The 15574-nt window shown below is 72.6% G+C and carries 12 protein-coding genes and 1 pseudogene; 8 read left to right on the forward strand and 5 right to left on the reverse strand.

Features of this window, described 5'->3' with window-relative positions:
- The first annotated feature begins 129 nt into the window (after nt 1-129).
- Together radA and disA are read left to right on the forward strand one after the other, a co-directional pair.
- Entirely contained in the window at nt 130-1536 is a 1407-nt protein-coding gene (radA, locus tag TR46_RS08940) for a DNA repair protein RadA (RefSeq protein WP_042396428.1), read from the forward strand.
- Between the two features lie 225 nt (nt 1537-1761).
- Nucleotides 1762-2868, forward strand: coding sequence for a DNA integrity scanning diadenylate cyclase DisA (disA, locus tag TR46_RS08945; protein ID WP_042396430.1), 1107 nt, complete (start codon nt 1762-1764; stop codon nt 2866-2868).
- Nucleotides 2869-2898: 30 nt separating this feature from the next.
- Here disA and TR46_RS40805 read toward each other — a convergent pair whose 3' ends face one another.
- On the reverse strand, nt 2899-3828 hold the full coding sequence (locus tag TR46_RS40805; RefSeq protein WP_052432643.1) for a hypothetical protein: 930 nt from the start codon (nt 3826-3828) through the stop codon (nt 2899-2901).
- A 159-nt stretch (nt 3829-3987) separates the two neighbouring features.
- Here TR46_RS40805 and TR46_RS08955 point away from each other — a divergent pair, with 159 nt between their 5' ends.
- Nucleotides 3988-4875, forward strand: a complete 888-nt coding sequence (locus TR46_RS08955) for an HhH-GPD family protein (RefSeq protein ID WP_042396432.1) — start codon at nt 3988-3990, stop codon at nt 4873-4875.
- Nucleotides 4876-5006: 131 nt separating this feature from the next.
- On the opposite strand, the gene TR46_RS08960 is transcribed toward TR46_RS08955, so the two are convergent.
- Nucleotides 5007-6629: an MDR family MFS transporter gene (locus TR46_RS08960; protein WP_174505106.1), complete on the reverse strand. Its 1623-nt coding sequence runs from the start codon at nt 6627-6629 to the stop codon at nt 5007-5009.
- 191 nt (nt 6630-6820) lie between these two features.
- Here TR46_RS08960 and TR46_RS08965 point away from each other — a divergent pair, with 191 nt between their 5' ends.
- Nucleotides 6821-7423: a TetR/AcrR family transcriptional regulator gene (locus tag TR46_RS08965; RefSeq protein ID WP_042396434.1), complete on the forward strand. Its 603-nt coding sequence runs from the start codon at nt 6821-6823 to the stop codon at nt 7421-7423.
- Between the two features lie 7 nt (nt 7424-7430).
- On the opposite strand, the gene TR46_RS45235 is transcribed toward TR46_RS08965, so the two are convergent.
- Nucleotides 7431-8066: a M23 family metallopeptidase gene (locus TR46_RS45235; protein WP_052432644.1), complete on the reverse strand. Its 636-nt coding sequence runs from the start codon at nt 8064-8066 to the stop codon at nt 7431-7433.
- Between the two features lie 427 nt (nt 8067-8493).
- On the opposite strand from TR46_RS45235, the gene TR46_RS08975 reads away from it, so the two are divergent.
- From TR46_RS08975 to TR46_RS44070, 3 genes and pseudogenes are all read left to right on the forward strand, one after another.
- Nucleotides 8494-10041: an aldehyde dehydrogenase family protein gene (locus TR46_RS08975; protein WP_042396436.1), complete on the forward strand. Its 1548-nt coding sequence runs from the start codon at nt 8494-8496 to the stop codon at nt 10039-10041.
- 108 nt (nt 10042-10149) lie between these two features.
- A complete protein-coding gene (locus TR46_RS08980) occupies nt 10150-11274 on the forward strand; it encodes a ferritin-like domain-containing protein (RefSeq protein ID WP_042396438.1) in 1125 nt (374 codons plus the stop codon).
- Between the two features lie 75 nt (nt 11275-11349).
- Nucleotides 11350-11508, forward strand: a pseudogene (locus TR46_RS44070) (type IV toxin-antitoxin system AbiEi family antitoxin domain-containing protein); the annotation flags it as partial.
- Between the two features lie 724 nt (nt 11509-12232).
- On the opposite strand, the gene TR46_RS08985 reads toward TR46_RS44070, so the two are convergent.
- Entirely contained in the window at nt 12233-13333 is a 1101-nt protein-coding gene (locus TR46_RS08985; RefSeq protein WP_052432646.1) for a lysylphosphatidylglycerol synthase transmembrane domain-containing protein, read from the reverse strand.
- 124 nt (nt 13334-13457) lie between these two features.
- A complete protein-coding gene (locus TR46_RS08990) occupies nt 13458-14258 on the reverse strand; it encodes a class I SAM-dependent methyltransferase (RefSeq protein WP_201776380.1) in 801 nt (266 codons plus the stop codon).
- 145 nt (nt 14259-14403) lie between these two features.
- Here TR46_RS08990 and TR46_RS08995 point away from each other — a divergent pair, with 145 nt between their 5' ends.
- Nucleotides 14404-15552 carry a glycosyltransferase gene (locus tag TR46_RS08995; protein WP_042396441.1) on the forward strand — a complete coding sequence of 383 codons (1149 nt, stop codon included), beginning with the start codon at nt 14404-14406 and terminating at the stop codon, nt 15550-15552.
- Nucleotides 15553-15574 lie beyond the last annotated feature (22 nt).

Below are 15574 nucleotides of genomic sequence, written 5' to 3' on the forward strand. Positions count from 1 at the left end.
CACCCGCACGGTCGGTGGGCGGATGGCCCGGCTATAGCTCTTTCGAGTGACCAGCGCTCCTTCGGGGCGGCCTGCTGTGATCCCGGGGGCCTCCCGTGGTTGTCGGTGCCGGGCTGTAGCGTTCGGGGCATGGCAGCCCGAACCACCTCCACGAAGGCCCCGCGCTCCTCGTACCGCTGTACGGAGTGCGGCAACACCCCGCCCAAATGGACCGGCCGCTGCACCGAGTGCAACGCCTGGGGAACCATCGAGGAGTACGGCGCCCCCGCCGTCCGCACCACCGCCGCCGGGCCGGTCAGCACGGCCGCGCGGCCGATCGGGCAGGTGGACGCCACGGTGGCCGCCTCCCGGCCCACCGGCATCGGCGAGTTGGACCGGGTGCTCGGCGGCGGCCTGGTCCCCGGCGCGGTCGCGCTGCTGGCCGGCGAGCCCGGCGTGGGCAAGTCCACGCTGCTGCTGGACGTGGCCGCCAAGGCGGCCAGTGACGCGCACCGCACCCTCTACATCACCGCCGAGGAGTCGACCAGCCAGGTCCGGCTGCGGGCCGACCGGATCGGCGCGCTCTCCCCGCACCTGTACCTCGCCGCCGAGACCGATCTGGCGGCCGTCCTCGGCCACATCGAGCAGGTGCAGCCCTCGCTGCTGATCCTGGACTCGGTGCAGACCGTCGCCTCCGCCCAGCTGGAGAGCGCGCCGGGCGGTCCCGCGCAGATCCGCGAGGTGACCGCGGCGCTGATCCGGGTCTCCAAGTCGCGCGCCATGTCGACCCTGCTGGTCGGCCATGTCACCAAGGACGGCTCGATCGCCGGCCCCCGGCTGCTGGAGCACCTGGTGGACGTGGTGCTGCACTTCGAGGGCGACCGGCATGCGCGGCTGCGGATCATCCGCGGCGTCAAGAACCGCTACGGGGCCACCGACGAGGTCGGCTGCTTCGAGCTGCACGACGCCGGGATCTCCGGCGTCGCCGACCCGTCCGGACTCTTCCTGACCAAGCGGGACAGACCCGTGCCCGGGACCTGTCTGACCGTCACCCTGGAGGGGCGGCGCCCGCTGGTCGCCGAGGTGCAGGCGCTGATGGTCGACTCCCAGATCCCCTCGCCCCGGCGGACCACCTCGGGGCTGGAGTCGCCCCGGATCGCGATGGTGCTGGCCGTGGTCGAGCGGCACGGGGGCGTGCGCCTGGGCAAGCTCGACATCTACACCGCGACGGTGGGCGGGGTGAAGCTGACCGAGCCGGCGGCGGACCTGGCCATCGCCCTCTCGGTGGCCAGCTCGGCGGCGGACACGCCGCTGCCGGCCAACCTGGTCGCGATCGGCGAGGTCGGGCTGGCGGGGGAGGTCCGCCGGGTGACCGGCGTGGAACGCAGGCTCGCCGAGGCGGCCCGCCTCGGATTCACGCACGCGCTGGTTCCGCCGGATCCCGGGAAGGTGCCCAAGGGGATGCGGGTCACCGAGGTCGCGACCATCGGTGAAGCGTTGGTGGCGATTCCCGGGCGGCGTCGTGCTGCACGTCCAGCGGAGGGTGTTACGCAGTAACCGGTTGCTGTTCGCGCAGTTCCCCGCGCCCCTGGCCGCTTGCAACCGGGCGGGTTGCAGACCCATGGGGGCCGGGGAACTGCGCGACAAGCCATCGCTGACGGTGACTCCTCCGCCGACGGCAGCCATGGCTCCGGGGGGCTCGGCCCGATAACCAGACACGACGCGCCGTGGCCGACGGTAAACTCATGAGCGCACACCGCACCCCACCGGAGGAGTCGTCCCGTGGCAGCCAACGACCGGGCGGATCGCTCCTCCCGCGAGGAGGCCCTTCTGCGGGCCTCACTGAGCGCCGTAGCACCAGGCACGCCCCTGCGCGACGGCCTGGAACGCGTGCTGCGCGGCCGTACGGGCGGGTTGATCGTCCTCGGCTTCGACAAGACCGTCGAGGCCCTCAGCACCGGCGGTTTCGTCCTCGACGTGGAGTTCTCCGCGACGCGCCTGCGCGAGCTCTGCAAGCTCGACGGCGCGGTGGTGCTGGACAAGGACATCACCAGGATCGTCCGCGCCGGGGTCCAACTCGTACCCGACGCCGACATCCCCACCGAGGAGACCGGCACCCGGCACCGCACCGCCGAGCGGGTCAACAAGCAGACCGGCTACCCGGTCGTCTCGGTCAGCCAGTCGATGCGCCTGATCGCCCTGTATGTGAACGGCGCGCGCCGGGTCATCGAGGACTCCGCCGCGATCCTCTCCCGCGCCAACCAGGCGCTGGCCACCCTGGAGCGCTACAAGCTGCGCCTGGACGAGGTGGCCGGGACGCTCTCCGCGCTGGAGATCGAGGACCTGGTGACGGTCCGTGATGTGACCGCGGTCGCCCAGCGGCTGGAGATGGTCCGTCTGATCAACCGTGAGATCGCCGGCTATGTGATCGAGCTGGGCACCGACGGCCGGCTGCTGTCGCTCCAGCTGGACGAGTTGATCGCGGGGGTCGAGCCGGAGCGCGAGCTGGTCGCCCGGGACTACTTCCCGGAGCGCGCCGCCAAGCGCGGCCGCTCCGTCCAGGACGTGCTCACCGATCTGGAGGGGCTGACCCACAGCGATCTGCTGGACCTGCAGACGGTCGCCAAGGCGCTCGGCTACCCGGGCACCCCGGAGGCGCTGGACGCCGCCGTGAGCCCGCGCGGCTACCGGCTGCTGGCGAAGGTGCCGCGGCTGCCCAACACCGTCATCGAGCGGCTGGTCGAGCACTTCGGCGGACTGCAGAAGCTGCTCGCCGCCAGCATCGACGACCTGCAGACCGTCGAGGGGGTCGGCGAGTCGCGGGCCCGCTCGGTGCGTGAGGGGCTGTCGCGACTGGCCGAGTCCTCGATCCTGGAGCGCTACGTCTGACCGGGGAGCCCGCCGGACGTGGAACGCGGGTCAGCTGCCGAACGGGGCGAGCTTGAACTGGTGCGAGGGCTGGACCGTCACTCCGGCGATGCCGACCCTGGCCACATAGGTCCCGGCGCCCACCGCGCCGCCGCCGGCGCCCGGGGTGCAGCCCGGGGTCGAGGTGATCCTGGACCACTGGAACTGCGCGTCCAGCGGGGTGCCGGAGGCCGGCACGGCGTACCACTGGGCCGAGGTGTCCCGGGGGCAGTCGCCGGAGGACCAGACGTGGTTGTCGCCGTCGCTGCTGATGGTGAGCACGGCCGACTTGGCGCCGAGGTCGACCCGGCAGGCCGCGCCGCTGGTGTCGGTGATGGCCAGCTGGAAGGTCGGCCACTGCGAGGAGCTGTAGGACTGCTCGGTGCTGGTCAGCGAGAGTTCCACGTCGGCCGCCGCGCACACCGGCAGGTTCATGGTGCCGCCCGCGTTCGGCGGGGTGCTGGTTCCTCCGCTGCCGCCGCTGCCTCCCCCGGAACCGCTGCCGCCGCCGGTGCTGCCGGACGAGCCGCCGGAGCTGCTGCTCCCGCCGGTGGTGCCGGAGCCGCCGGTGGTGCCGGAGCCGCCGCCCGAGGCGCCGCCGGTGACCGTCACCACGGTGCCGCCGTTGGTCCCGGCCGGGGCGCTGGACGAGGCGCCGCCCGACGGGCTGGGGCTCTTGCTGCCGCTGCCGGAGCTGGTGCCGCCGCCGGTGGAGGTCGTGCCGTCGTTGGACCCGCCGGAGCCGGTCGGCCCGGGTGTGATCGACGTCACCGGGTGCGAGGAGGAGGCGCCCGACGTCCCGGGTTTCTTCCCGCCCCCGCCGGGCAGCAACAGCCAGAGCAGCAGCACCAGTACGGCGAGGGCGACAATGAGCACGACCAGGCGCCGACGCCAGTAGATGGAGGACGGCAGCGGTCCGACGGGATTGCGCAGAGAAGGCACGAGCAAACCTTACGAGAGATCAACCCCCGCTCAGAGCAACACCGCCGTACCTGGGGCCCCTTCTTTCACATCATCGTCCTGATGGTCCGTTCGGATGGTTTCGCACGTCCGTTCCGGTTACCTCACCGTGACCGGGTGTGTGCGAGGATCGACGGCGCTATGCACGCCGATACCGAGACCCTCCGCCTGCACCGGGCCGTCCTCGCCTGGTACGCCGCCCACGCCCGTGAACTCCCCTGGCGGGAGCCGTCCGCGGGGCCCTGGGCGGTGATGGTCAGTGAGTTCATGCTGCAGCAGACCCCGGTGAAGCGGGTACTGCCCATGTACGAGGCCTGGATGGAGCGTTGGCCGACCCCGGCCGACCTCGCCGCGGCACCGTCCGGCGAGGCGGTACGGGCCTGGGGCCGCCTCGGCTATCCGCGGCGGGCGCTGCGGCTGCACGCGGCGGCGACGGCGGTCACCGAGCAGCACGGCGGGAAGGTGCCGGTCGACCACGCGGCGCTGCTGGCGCTGCCCGGCGTCGGCGAGTACACCGCTGCCGCGGTGGCCTCGTTCGCCCACCGGCAGCGGCACGCGGTGCTGGACACCAATGTCCGCCGGGTGTTCGCGCGGCTGGTCGACGGACGCGAGTACCCTCCGACCGCGACCACCGCGGCGGAGCGGCGCACCGCGACCGAGCTGCTGCCGGACGACCCGGAGACGGCGGCGGTCTGGGCGGTGGCGGTGATGGAGCTGGGCGCGCTGGTGTGCACGGCACGGGCCCCCGACTGCGGGGGGTGCCCGGTGGCGCGGGAGTGCGCGTGGCGGGCGGCGGGGTACCCGGCCCATGACGGGCCGGCCCGGAAGGGGCAGACCTACGCGGGAACGGACCGGCAGGCGCGGGGCAAGCTGCTCGCAGTGCTGCGGGAGGCCCATGAGGCGGTCCCGCAGAGCGCTTTGGACGCCGTCTGGGGGGATTCCGTCCAGCGGGGGCGGGCGTTGGACGGGTTGGTGGCGGACGGGCTGGTGGAGCCGGTCGCCCCGGGGGTCTACCGACTCCCCGGCTGAGCGGCTCTGCGTCGGCGGATGGCCTGTCGCGCAGTTCCCCGCGCCCCTATGGGTCTGCAACCGGCCCAGTTGCAACCAGCCAGGGGCGCGGGGAACTGCGTGAACAACCATGGACCTTGCCGCAGTCGGCCTCAGACCTCCACGGCCACCTGGGATTCCGCTTCCGAGGGCTTGGGAGTGGCGCGGAGCGGAACCTCCTGCAGGAAGACGGCGACAGCGATCCCAAGCACGCTGATGACCGCGCCCCAGAGGAAAATGCTGTGCACGCCGTTGGAGACCGCCTGGTCATAGGCCTCCCGGACCGGGGTCGGCAGACGGCTGAGCATGCCCGGGGTGAGTTGCGCGTGGCCCGCGATCGCCTGGCTGCCGTCGGGGCCGAGCCTGGAGGTCATGGTGTCGGTGACCCGGGAGCTGAACAGGGCGCCGAAGAGGGAGACGCCGAAGGAGCCGCCGATGGTGCGGAAGAAGGTGGAGCTGCTGGAGGCCACGCCGATGTCCCGGAGGGCCACGCTGTTCTGCGCGACCAGCATGGTGATCTGCATCAGGAAGCCCATCCCGGCGCCCAGCACGACCATGAACAACCCGGAGGTGAACCGGGTGGTGTGGGCGTCCAGCCGGGACAGCAGCAGCATGCCGGCCGTCATCACCAGGGTCCCGATGACGGGGTAGATCTTGTAGCGGCCGGTGCGGGTGACGGCCTGTCCGACGACCAGGGAGACGACCAGCATGCCGAGCATCATCGGCATCAGCAGCAGTCCGGAGTTGGTCGCCGAGGCCCCCTGCACGCTCTGCTGGTACAGCGGCAGGAAGGTGATCGCGCCGAACATGACGAAGCCGACCACGAAGCCCAGCGCGCAGATCAGGCTGAAGTTGCGGCTGCGGAAGACGTGCAGCGGCAGCACCGGCTCCTCGCCGCGGGCCGCCACCCGCTGCTCCACCCGGAGGAACCCGGCCAGCGAGACCGCCGCCAGCACCAGCATCCCGGCGACCTGCCAGGAGCCCCAGGCGTAGCTCTGGCCGCCCCAGGTGGTGACCAGGACCAGCGCCACGATGCCGACCGTGAGCAGCCCCGCGCCCAGGTAGTCGATGCGGGCGGTGGAGCGGATCTTCGGCAGGTGCAGGGTGATCGCGATGACGATCAGCGCCAGTGCGCCCAGCGGCAGGTTGATGTAGAAGATCCAGTGCCAGCTGAGGTGGTCGGTGATGGTGCCGCCGACCAGCGGTCCGCCGATCATCGCCACGGCCATCACGGCCGCGAACATGCCCTGGTACTTGCCGCGTTCGCGCGGCGGCACCAGTGCACCCATGATCGACATCACGCCGACGATCAGGCCGCCGGCGCCCAGCCCCTGCACGGCGCGGAAGACGATCAGTTCGTTCATGTTCTGCGAGAGCCCGGACAGCGCCGAGCCGACCAGGAAGATCACGATCGAGGCCATGAAGATGCCCTTGCGGCCGTAGAGGTCGCCGAGCTTGCCCCAGATCGGGGTGGAGGCCGTGGTCGCCAGGATGTAGGAGGTGACCACCCAGGAGAGGTGGTTGACGCCGCCCAGGTCGCCGACGATGGTGGGCATCGCGGTGCCCACGATCATGTTGTCCAGCATCGCAAGCAGCATCGCGATCAGCAGTCCGCTGAGCACGATCCGGATCTCCCGCGGGGTGCGGACGACCTGCGCGTCCGGATCGGGGGTGGGCTCCGGGTTCGGGTCGGCGTCGGCCTGGTCCCCCTGCTGTGGAATCTGGTCCTGAGCCATCCTTCTGCCTCCCGGTGCACGGACTTACCTGCCGACCGGCTAGTACCCTCGACAGCCGCACGGTAAGCTCACTTGGTGGAGGCCGTCAACCCACTTTTCGCCACCCCTGGCGGGACCTGCGCGAACGGCCGCTAACCTACGCGCAGAAGCACGGCACCCCTCCCTCACCGGACAGGCAATCAGGCGGAGCGATGACCACCCAGACACCTCGCGGGGACACCCGGGCGCGAATCCTCGACGTCGCCCTGGAGCTGTTCGCCGAGCACGGGTACGAGAAGACCTCACTGCGCGAGATCGCCGACCGCCTGGGCGTCACCAAGGCGGCGCTGTACTACCACTTCCGGACCAAGGAGGACATCCTCTCCGGGATCGTGGACACCATGAGCGCCCCCATCGAGGCCACCATCGCGTGGGGCCGGGACCAGCCGTACAGCCCCGCGCTGCGGGAGGAGATCATCCGCCGCTTCACCGAGGGCATGCAGTCGCGGCAGCCGCTGCTGCGGTTCTTCCACGAGAACCAGCCGACCATCCGCGAGCTGAAGGTCGGCAACCGCTTCAAGGACCTGATGTTCGCGCTCACCCAGCTGATGCTGGGCCCCGAGCCGACCTTCGAGGACCGGCTGCGCGCCTCGATCTCGCTGATGTCCGTCAATGTCGCCCAGTTCGTCGGCGAGGCCTGCGCCCAGGATCCGGAGGCGTCCGTCGGACTGCCGGACGCGGAGGGGCGCCGCGAGATCGCGCTGCGGGTGGCACTGGACGTCGCCGACCGGATCGGCCGACCGGGAGCGGCCTGAGCACCGGTCAGAAGTCGCCGACGCCCTTCGCCCGCAGGTACGCCAGCGGGTCGACGTCCGCGCCGTAGACGTCGCTGGTGCGGATCTCGAAGTGCAGATGCGGTCCGGTGGAGTTGCCGGTACTGCCGGACAGCCCGAGCCTGTCGCCGGCCCGGACCTGCTGACCGGCCGTCACCTCGAAGGCCGACAGGTGCGCGTAGAGCGCGTAGCGGCCGTCGGAGAGCCGCACCACCACGGTGTTGCCGTAGCTGGTCCGCCGGCCGGCCGAGACCACGGTGCCGTCGCCGACCGCGACCACGGCGGTGCCGCTGTCGACGGCGAAGTCGGTGCCGGTGTGGTACCCGGCTGCGTACTGGCTGTCGGCGACGCCGTAGGCCTCGCTCAACGACGCGCCGGGAACAGGAGCCGACCACTGCGCCCGCCCTGGAGCGGCGACTGCCGCGGCCTGCTTCACCGTGGCGGCGTACTTCCTGGCGGCGGCCCGGTCGCTGGAGACCCGCCCGGCCGACGTCTTCGCGCCGCTCTGCGCCGTCCGGGTCGCGGCCGCGGCGGCCGTCTGCCGGCCGGCACCCGACGCCACGGTCGCCATGGCGGGCCCCCCGATCGCCGCCAGGGCCAGCGCGCCGGTCGTGGCCAGCGCCATCAGGGCCGCACGGCCGCGCGCATGCCGACGGTGGTGGGCATGCCGACGGCCGTGCGCATGCCGACGGTGGTGGGCGTGCCGACCGCTGCGGGCGTGCCTAGCATGGGCGCTGTGCATCAGGGGTTCGACCTCGTCCTGTCTCGGACCGTCTCAGCGGCAGTTCCGGGCGCCGGCCGGGGAGGGCTCCCTTATTCCGGACCAGTAGGAGATTAGGGGACTTCTGCCTCGATACGCTGAATTGCCACTGATGCCGCTTGTGTCCGGTTACGTCGTTGACCACTACTCCGGCCGGGATCACCGGGCCGCCACCGTGAGAAGGGCCACAGACCCCCGGGGCCGCGTTCCACCGGCATCCCGGCTGTGCCAGTCTCGGAGCCCTTATCCGGCACCGTGCACCTGCTCCCTCCCCTCAGACAGGAGCGCCACCGTGACCCTCCAGCTCAAGCCCGGGACTTCCTGGGACGACACCTACGCCCGCTGCCTGGCCGCCGCGCCCGAGGCGTTCACCCCCGACCGGCTGCTGAACCTGGTCCGCGGCGACTGGCACGCCGTCGGCACCCCCGGCGAGCACACCACCCCGTTGGACGGCACCCCGATCCCCGGACCGCCGCGGGTCGGCGTCGAGGAGGCGGCGGCCGCCGTCGACTTCGCCGTCGCCGAGCACCGCGGCTGGTCGGCGACCCCGCTGGACGAGCGCAGGGCCAGGGTGCTGGCCGCCGTCGAGGCGCTGGCCGGGCAGCGCGACCTGCTGGCCATGCTGCTGGTCTGGGAGATCGGCAAGCCCTGGCGGCCGGCCTGCGCCGATGTGGACCGTGCGCTGGACGGGGTGCGCTGGTACCTGGAGCACATCGAGCGTCAGCTCGGTGCGCGGGCCGCGTTGCCGGGTCCGGTCTCCAACATCGCCAGCTGGAACTACCCGATGAGCGTCCAGGTGCACGCCGAGCTGGTGCAGCTGCTGGCCGGGAACGCGGTGATCGCCAAGACGCCGTCCCAGGGCGGCTTCCACTGCCTCACGCTGGCGCACGCGCTGATGCGCCGCGCCGGTCTGCCGGTCACCCTGCTCTCCGGCACGGGTGCGAAGATCGCCGACTCGCTGATCCGCTCCCCCGGCCTGGGCGCGCTCGCCTTCGTCGGCGGCCGGGCCAACGGCCGCCGCGCCGCCACCTCCCTGGCAGACCTGAACCGGCGCCACTTCCTGGAGCAGGAGGGCCTCAACACCTGGGGTGTCTGGGACTACAGCGACTGGCCGGCCCTGGCCGCACATCTGCGCAAGGGCTTCGAGTACGCCAAGCAGCGCTGCACCGCCTATCCGCGCTACGTGGTGCAGCGCAGGCTCTTCCCGGGGTTCCTGGAGACCTATCTGACCGTCCTCGGCAATCTGCGCTTCGGCCACCCGCTGGCCGTCGCCGACCCCGGGGCGGCGCTGCCCGAGCTGGACTTCGGCCCGGTGATCCACGCCGCCAAGGCCGCCGAGCTGACCCGGCACTTCGACGACGCGGTGGTCGCCCGCGCCGTCCCGCTGCACCGGGGGTCGCTGGCCGACGGCAGCTTCCTGCCCGGCCAGGACCTGGGCGCCTACATCGCCCCGGCGAGCGTGCTCGACCCGCCGCCCAACTGGGCGCTGCACCACTCCGAGCCGTTCGGGCCGCTGGACTCGGTGGTGCTGGTGGACACCGAGTCGGAGCTGCTGGCCGCGATGAACGCCGGCAACGGATCGCTGGTCGCCAGCATCGCCACCGACGACGCCGACTTCGCCGCCAGGATCGCCCCGGACCTGCTGGCCTTCAAGGTCGGCATCAACAAGCCGCGCTCACGCGGGGACCGCGAGGAGGTCTTCGGCGGCCTGGGCGCCTCGTGGAAGGGCGCGTTCGTCGGCGGCGACCTGCTGGTCCAGGCGGTCAGCCACGGCCCCGAGGGCGACGAGGAGAAGCTCTACGGCAACTTCCCCGACTACTCGCTCTACCCGGCCAGATGATCAGCCTGCTTTCTGTCCCATCCGCCTGTTGACCCGTCAGTAACTTCGTGTGACGCTCCTCAATGTGCCCTGCACCACCCGGCAACGCACAGGACGAGGAGCGCCTCGATGTCGACCCACCCCCTCTACACCGTCCCGGTCGCCGAAGGAACCTGGACCGTCCCCGCGTCCGGCGCGGCCCGGTTCAACTGGGAGTACGACGACGGCCGGGACCGCTTGCTCGCCCTGTACCAGAAGGGCAAGGACAAGCAGTGGGACGCGGTCAAGCGGATCGACTGGTCCCTGGAGGTCGACCCCTACGACCCGCTGGGGCTGCCGGACGAGGCCATGGCCATCCACGGCACCAAGTACTGGGACAGGTTCAGCTCCAAGGAGCGGGCCGACCTGCGCCGGCACTACGCCTCCTGGCAGTTCAGCCAGTTCCTGCACGGTGAGCAGGGCGCGATGGTCTGCGCGGCCCGGATCGTCGAGTCGGTCCCCGACCTGGACGCCAAGTTCTACTCGGCGACGCAGACCATGGACGAGGCCCGGCACGCCGAGCTCTACTCCCGCTTCCTGCACGAGAAGATGGGGATGCTCTACCCGATCAACGACAACCTCCAGGCGCTGCTCGGCGACACCCTGCGCGACTCCCGCTGGGACATGCCCTACCTCGGCATGCAGGTGCTGATCGAGGGCCTGGCGCTGGCCGCCTTCGGGCTGCTCCGGGACACGACCACCAAGCCGCTGCCCAAGCAGCTGCTGGCGTACGTGATGCAGGACGAGGCCCGGCATGTGGCGTTCGGGCGGATGGCGCTGCGCGACTACTACGCCGGCCTGTCCGCGGCGGAGCTGGCCGAGCGCGAGGAGTTCGTGATCGAGGGCTGCTACCTGATGCGGGACCGGCTGCGGGGGGTCGAGGTGCTGACCAACTTCGGCATCCCGCTGAAGGACGCCGAGGACATCAGCGAGCAGAGCGAGTACCTGCAGTTCTTCCGCAAACTGCTGTTCTCCCGGATCGTGCCCTGCGTCAAGGACATCGGGCTGTGGGGGCCGCGGCTGCAGCAGGCCTACGTCGACATGGGCGTGCTGGAGCTGGGCGACTCCAACCTGGACCTGCTGATGCGGCAGGACGAGGAGATCGCCGAGAAGCTGGACGCCGAGCGCTTCGCCGCCGAGGAGGCGGCCCGGGTGTCGGAGGTCGAGGAGGCGATAGCCGAGGGCGCGGTCGAGGCCGCCGGCAACAGCTCCTGACCGATCATCAGACCGGCACCAAGTTATCCACAGGGCGGATGTGCGGATCACCGCCGCACCCGGCACGCTCGACCCATGACTCATTCCGCAGCGGTGCAGGCGCACCGCACCCTCGATGTCGTCGCCCGCCGCCAGGGAGGCGTGGTGCTGGCCCGGCAGGCCCTGGAGGCAGGGCTGCCCAGGGACCAGATCCGCTCCCTGGTCCGGCAGGGCCGCTGGGCGGCGATGCACCACGGGGTGTACCTGACCACCCCGCCCACGGCGCGCGGCCCCGGCGGCCGGCCGCCGCTGCTGGCCCGGGCCTGGGCGGCCCATCTGCGCTGCGGGCCCACCAGCGTGGTCGGCCTCGGGGCGGCGGCCCGGCTGCTGCGGCTGCGCGGGCTGGCGTCCGAGCCGCCGCATGTCGACGTCTATCTCCCACGCGGCCGCCATCCCCGTCCCGACCTGCGGTTACGGCTGCACCTGGCGGCACTGGGCCCGGGTGAGGTGGTGCAGCGCCGCGGGCTGCCGCTGACCTCAGTGCCGCGCACCCTGGCCGACCTGCTGCTGCGGCTGCCCGAGGAGCAGGGGCTCGGCCTGCTGGACTCGGCGCTGCACCAGGGCCTGCTCACCGACCTCGGCGCGGTCGACCGGGCGCTGCGCTACCGGCCGCGGGCCGATCCGGCCCGCACGCTGCTGCCGCTGGCGGACGGAAGGGCCGCGGCCCCGCTGGAGTCCGCCGTACGGCTGGACTGCGTCCGCGGTGGGGTCGCCCCGGACCAGCTCCAGGTGGCCCGGTCGGCGTTCTGCTGGCACCGCGGGCTGCGCCGCCCGCTGCTCGGCGAGGTCTGCGGCCGACGTGACGGGCCGGCCCGCTCGCACCGCGACGGCCGACCGCTGCTCCGCTTCACCTGGGCGGACGTCGCCGAACCCGGGGGCGCGGCCGCGCTGGTGCGCGCGGCGCTGGACGAGCTGCGGGTCAGCCGGGGTCCCGGTCCCCCGGGTCCCCCTGCGCAGGCGGCACCGGATCCGCGCCCGGACCAACGCGCGGATCCACCTCCGGCGCCGGGGCCGGCTTCCGCCGACCGAACCAGCCCGCCACCGCGGCTGCGACCAGATCGGCCACCATCGTCAGCACCCTGGAGACCAGGGCCAGCGCCGTGGCCCGACCCACGTCCATGACCGGGGAGAGCATCGCGACCAGGATCACCTCGCGCACCCCGGCCCCGGCCGGGGCGAAGATGACCAGGAAGCCCGCGCTCCAGGCGAAGGCGAATCCGCCGACGGCGGGTGCCAGCGACTTCACCATGGGCGCGCCCATGCCCACCGCCAGGATCCAGATCTGCAGCCCGGTCAGCGCCCAGTACAACAGCGACCAGCACAGCGACAGGGCGACGGTCCGGCCGGAGACCCGGTGCTCCAGGGCCGGGCGGCGGGCCAGCCTGAGCAGCCGGTCCAGCAGCGGGTTGAGCAGCCGGGGGTGCAGCGCGGCCAGGATCACCGGGACGGCCAGGAACGCCCAGCCGTAGCCGCCGGTCGATCCGCCCTGCAGGAAGGGCAGCGCGCAGGCCGTGCAGAGCAGCCCGCTGGCGAGGGAGACCAGCATCGCGAGCGCGGCCGAACTCGCCGAGCGGCGCGGCGGGATCCGGTACGCCCGGCCGAGGTCCATCTGCGCCACCACGGACCACACCGAACCCGGGAGGTACTTGCCGAGCTGGCCCACGAAGAACACCTGCGACGCCCCGCGCAGCGGCGGCCGGGAGCCGAAGCCCGCCAGCAGCGTCCGCCAGGCCTGCATGCTCGTCAGCGACGCCAGCAGCAGGGCGGCGAGCGCTCCGGCCAGAGCCGCCCAGCCGAGTTGCGACAGCCCGGACTTGACCTCGCCCCAGCGCGAGGCCAGCGCGTAGCCGCCGAGCCCGACCGCCGCCAGCACGAAGACCACCCGGACGACCCGGCCCATCGGACCCTTGTTCATGACGCCCCGCAGCCGTCCGACCCAGCCCGTCCGAACCCCGCTGTCCGGAGTGCGGGTGCGCTGGGACAGGTCGCGCTCAGCTTCGTTGACTGCGGGGTCGGGCATGCGGGGAGCATAACCGTCGGAGCTGTGGCCGGGCCCGACCGCCGGCCCACGCGCTCCCGTGCCCGGGGACCGGGGTGGACGCGGGTGCGGATGCGGCACCGGTTCGGCTCCGTCCCGGCGACGGTCAGGCCTGTGCGGTCGCGGTGGCGCTGCGGCGGGCGCGGACGACCAGTCCGGTGCCCTTCTCCGGGAACGCCCGCTGGAGCAGTCGGAACGGGTCGGTGCCCAGCCGGATGGCCGCGCCGCGCAGCCGGCCGCTCGGCTGGAACAGCCGGCCGGAGCCTGCGGTGCGCTCCTCGATCGAGGTGTCCGCGGCGCGGGCCAGCCGGCGCCTGCCGATGGCGTTGCGGATGCCCTCGAGGACGAAGCCCAGCCCCGCGCCGCAGTGCAGCACCTCGACGTCCTCGAACCCGGCGCTGTGCAGCAGCCCGGTCAGGCCGGCCGGGTCGTAGCGGCGGAAGTGCCCCACCAGCTCGTCCCAGGCGCCGAACCGGTCCTGGTAGGCCGGCACCGACAGCAGCAGCCACCCGCCGGGCTTCACCTTCTCGGCGAACTCCGCCAGCGCCGCCTTGTCGTCCTCCAGGTGCTCCAGCACCTCGAAGGCGCACACCATGCCGAACTGCTGGTCGCCCAGCTCCTTGGCCATCAGGTTCTTCACCCGGCCCCGGCCGACCGCGGCCACCCGCCCGCTGGCCACGCTGTACGAGGTCTCGTCCGGCTCGATCCCCAGGTAGTCGTCGTAGCGCAGCGCGAGCCGCGCTCCCACGGCGCCCTGCCCGCAACCGATCTCCAGGACGTCGGTCACCCCGTCGGGCAGCAGCCGGGAGATCGCGTCGTACCTGAGCCAGGTGTTCGGCATCAGCGGTGCGACCGCGTCCATGACCGGCGCCGATCCCGGACGGTCTCCCGTCGTCCTGGCGTCCATAGCAACCCCTCAAGCGCTGACATCAAGTCGACCGCGGTCACTCTAGCCCGTTCGGAACGGCCGCTGCGAGTGTCGAATTGCCATACGGAGGCTGAACTTCCGGTCCCGCCTCGGCCGTGCCGCCGGGTGCCCTACTGTTCGTCCCATGCGCGTTCTGGTCTTCGGCACCTATGACACGTCCTCGCACCCCCGGGTCGGCATCATCGCCGACGGGCTGCGCTCCCACGGCATGGACGTGCAGGAGTGCAACGTCCCGCTGGGCCTGGACACCGCGGGCCGGGTGGCCATGCTGGCCCAGCCCTGGCGGGTGCCGCTGCTGCTGCTCCGGCTGGCCTCGCGCTGGTGGCGGCTGGCCCGGACGGCGCGGCGGATGCCGCGGCCGGACGTGGTGCTGGTCGGCTACCTCGGCCACTTCGACGTGCGGCTGGCCCGGCTGCTGTTCCGGCGCACCCCGATCGTGCTGGACCACCTGATCAGCGCCGGCGACACGGCCCGGGACCGCAGGCTGTCCGGCGGCGGCCTCAAGCAGGTGCTGCTGCAGGCCATCGACTCGGGCGCGCTGAAGGCCGCCACGGTGGTCGTGGTGGACACCGAGGAGCACCGGCAGGCGCTGCCCGAGGCCGACCGGGAGCGCGCCCTGGTGGTCCCGGTCGGCGCGCCCGACTACTGGTTCGAGGCGGGCGCCGCGGCCGCCGCGGCCCGCGACGCGGAGAACGCCCGGAACGCCCGGAACGCCGGAACGGTCGCAGACGCCGCCCCCGCCCCGCTGAGCGCGGTCTTCTACGGCCTGTTCACCCCGCTGCAGGGCGCCGCGGTCATCACCGCGGCCCTGGCCGACCTGGACGGCGTGCCGGTCGAGCTGACGATGATCGGGCACGGCCAGGACTCCGAGGCGGCCCGCGGCGCCGCACCGGCCGACGCCTCTGTCCGCTGGCTGGACTGGGTGCCAGCCGCCGAACTGCCCGCCGTGGTGGCCGCCCACGACGTCTGCCTGGGCATCTTCGGCACCGGCCCCAAGGCGCTGCGGGTGGTCCCCAACAAGGTCTTCCAGGGTGCCGCGGCCGGCTGCGCGCTGATCACCTCCGACACCGAGCCGCAGCGGCGCGAGCTGGGCGCCGCTGCGCTGCTGGTGCCGCCGGGCGACCCGGAGGCGCTGGCCGCGGCGCTGCGCGGGCTCGCCGAGGACCGGGCGGAGCTGGACCGGATGAAGCAGGCGGCCCGCTCCGCGGCCGAGGACCGCTTCGGCCCGGCGGAAGTGGTCCAGCCCTTGGTGGACCTGCTCACCAAGGGCTGAACCAGCGGGCTGAACGCGAGAG

This window comes from Streptacidiphilus carbonis, from assembly GCF_000787775.1.
Lineage (GTDB): Bacteria > Actinomycetota > Actinomycetes > Streptomycetales > Streptomycetaceae > Streptacidiphilus > Streptacidiphilus carbonis.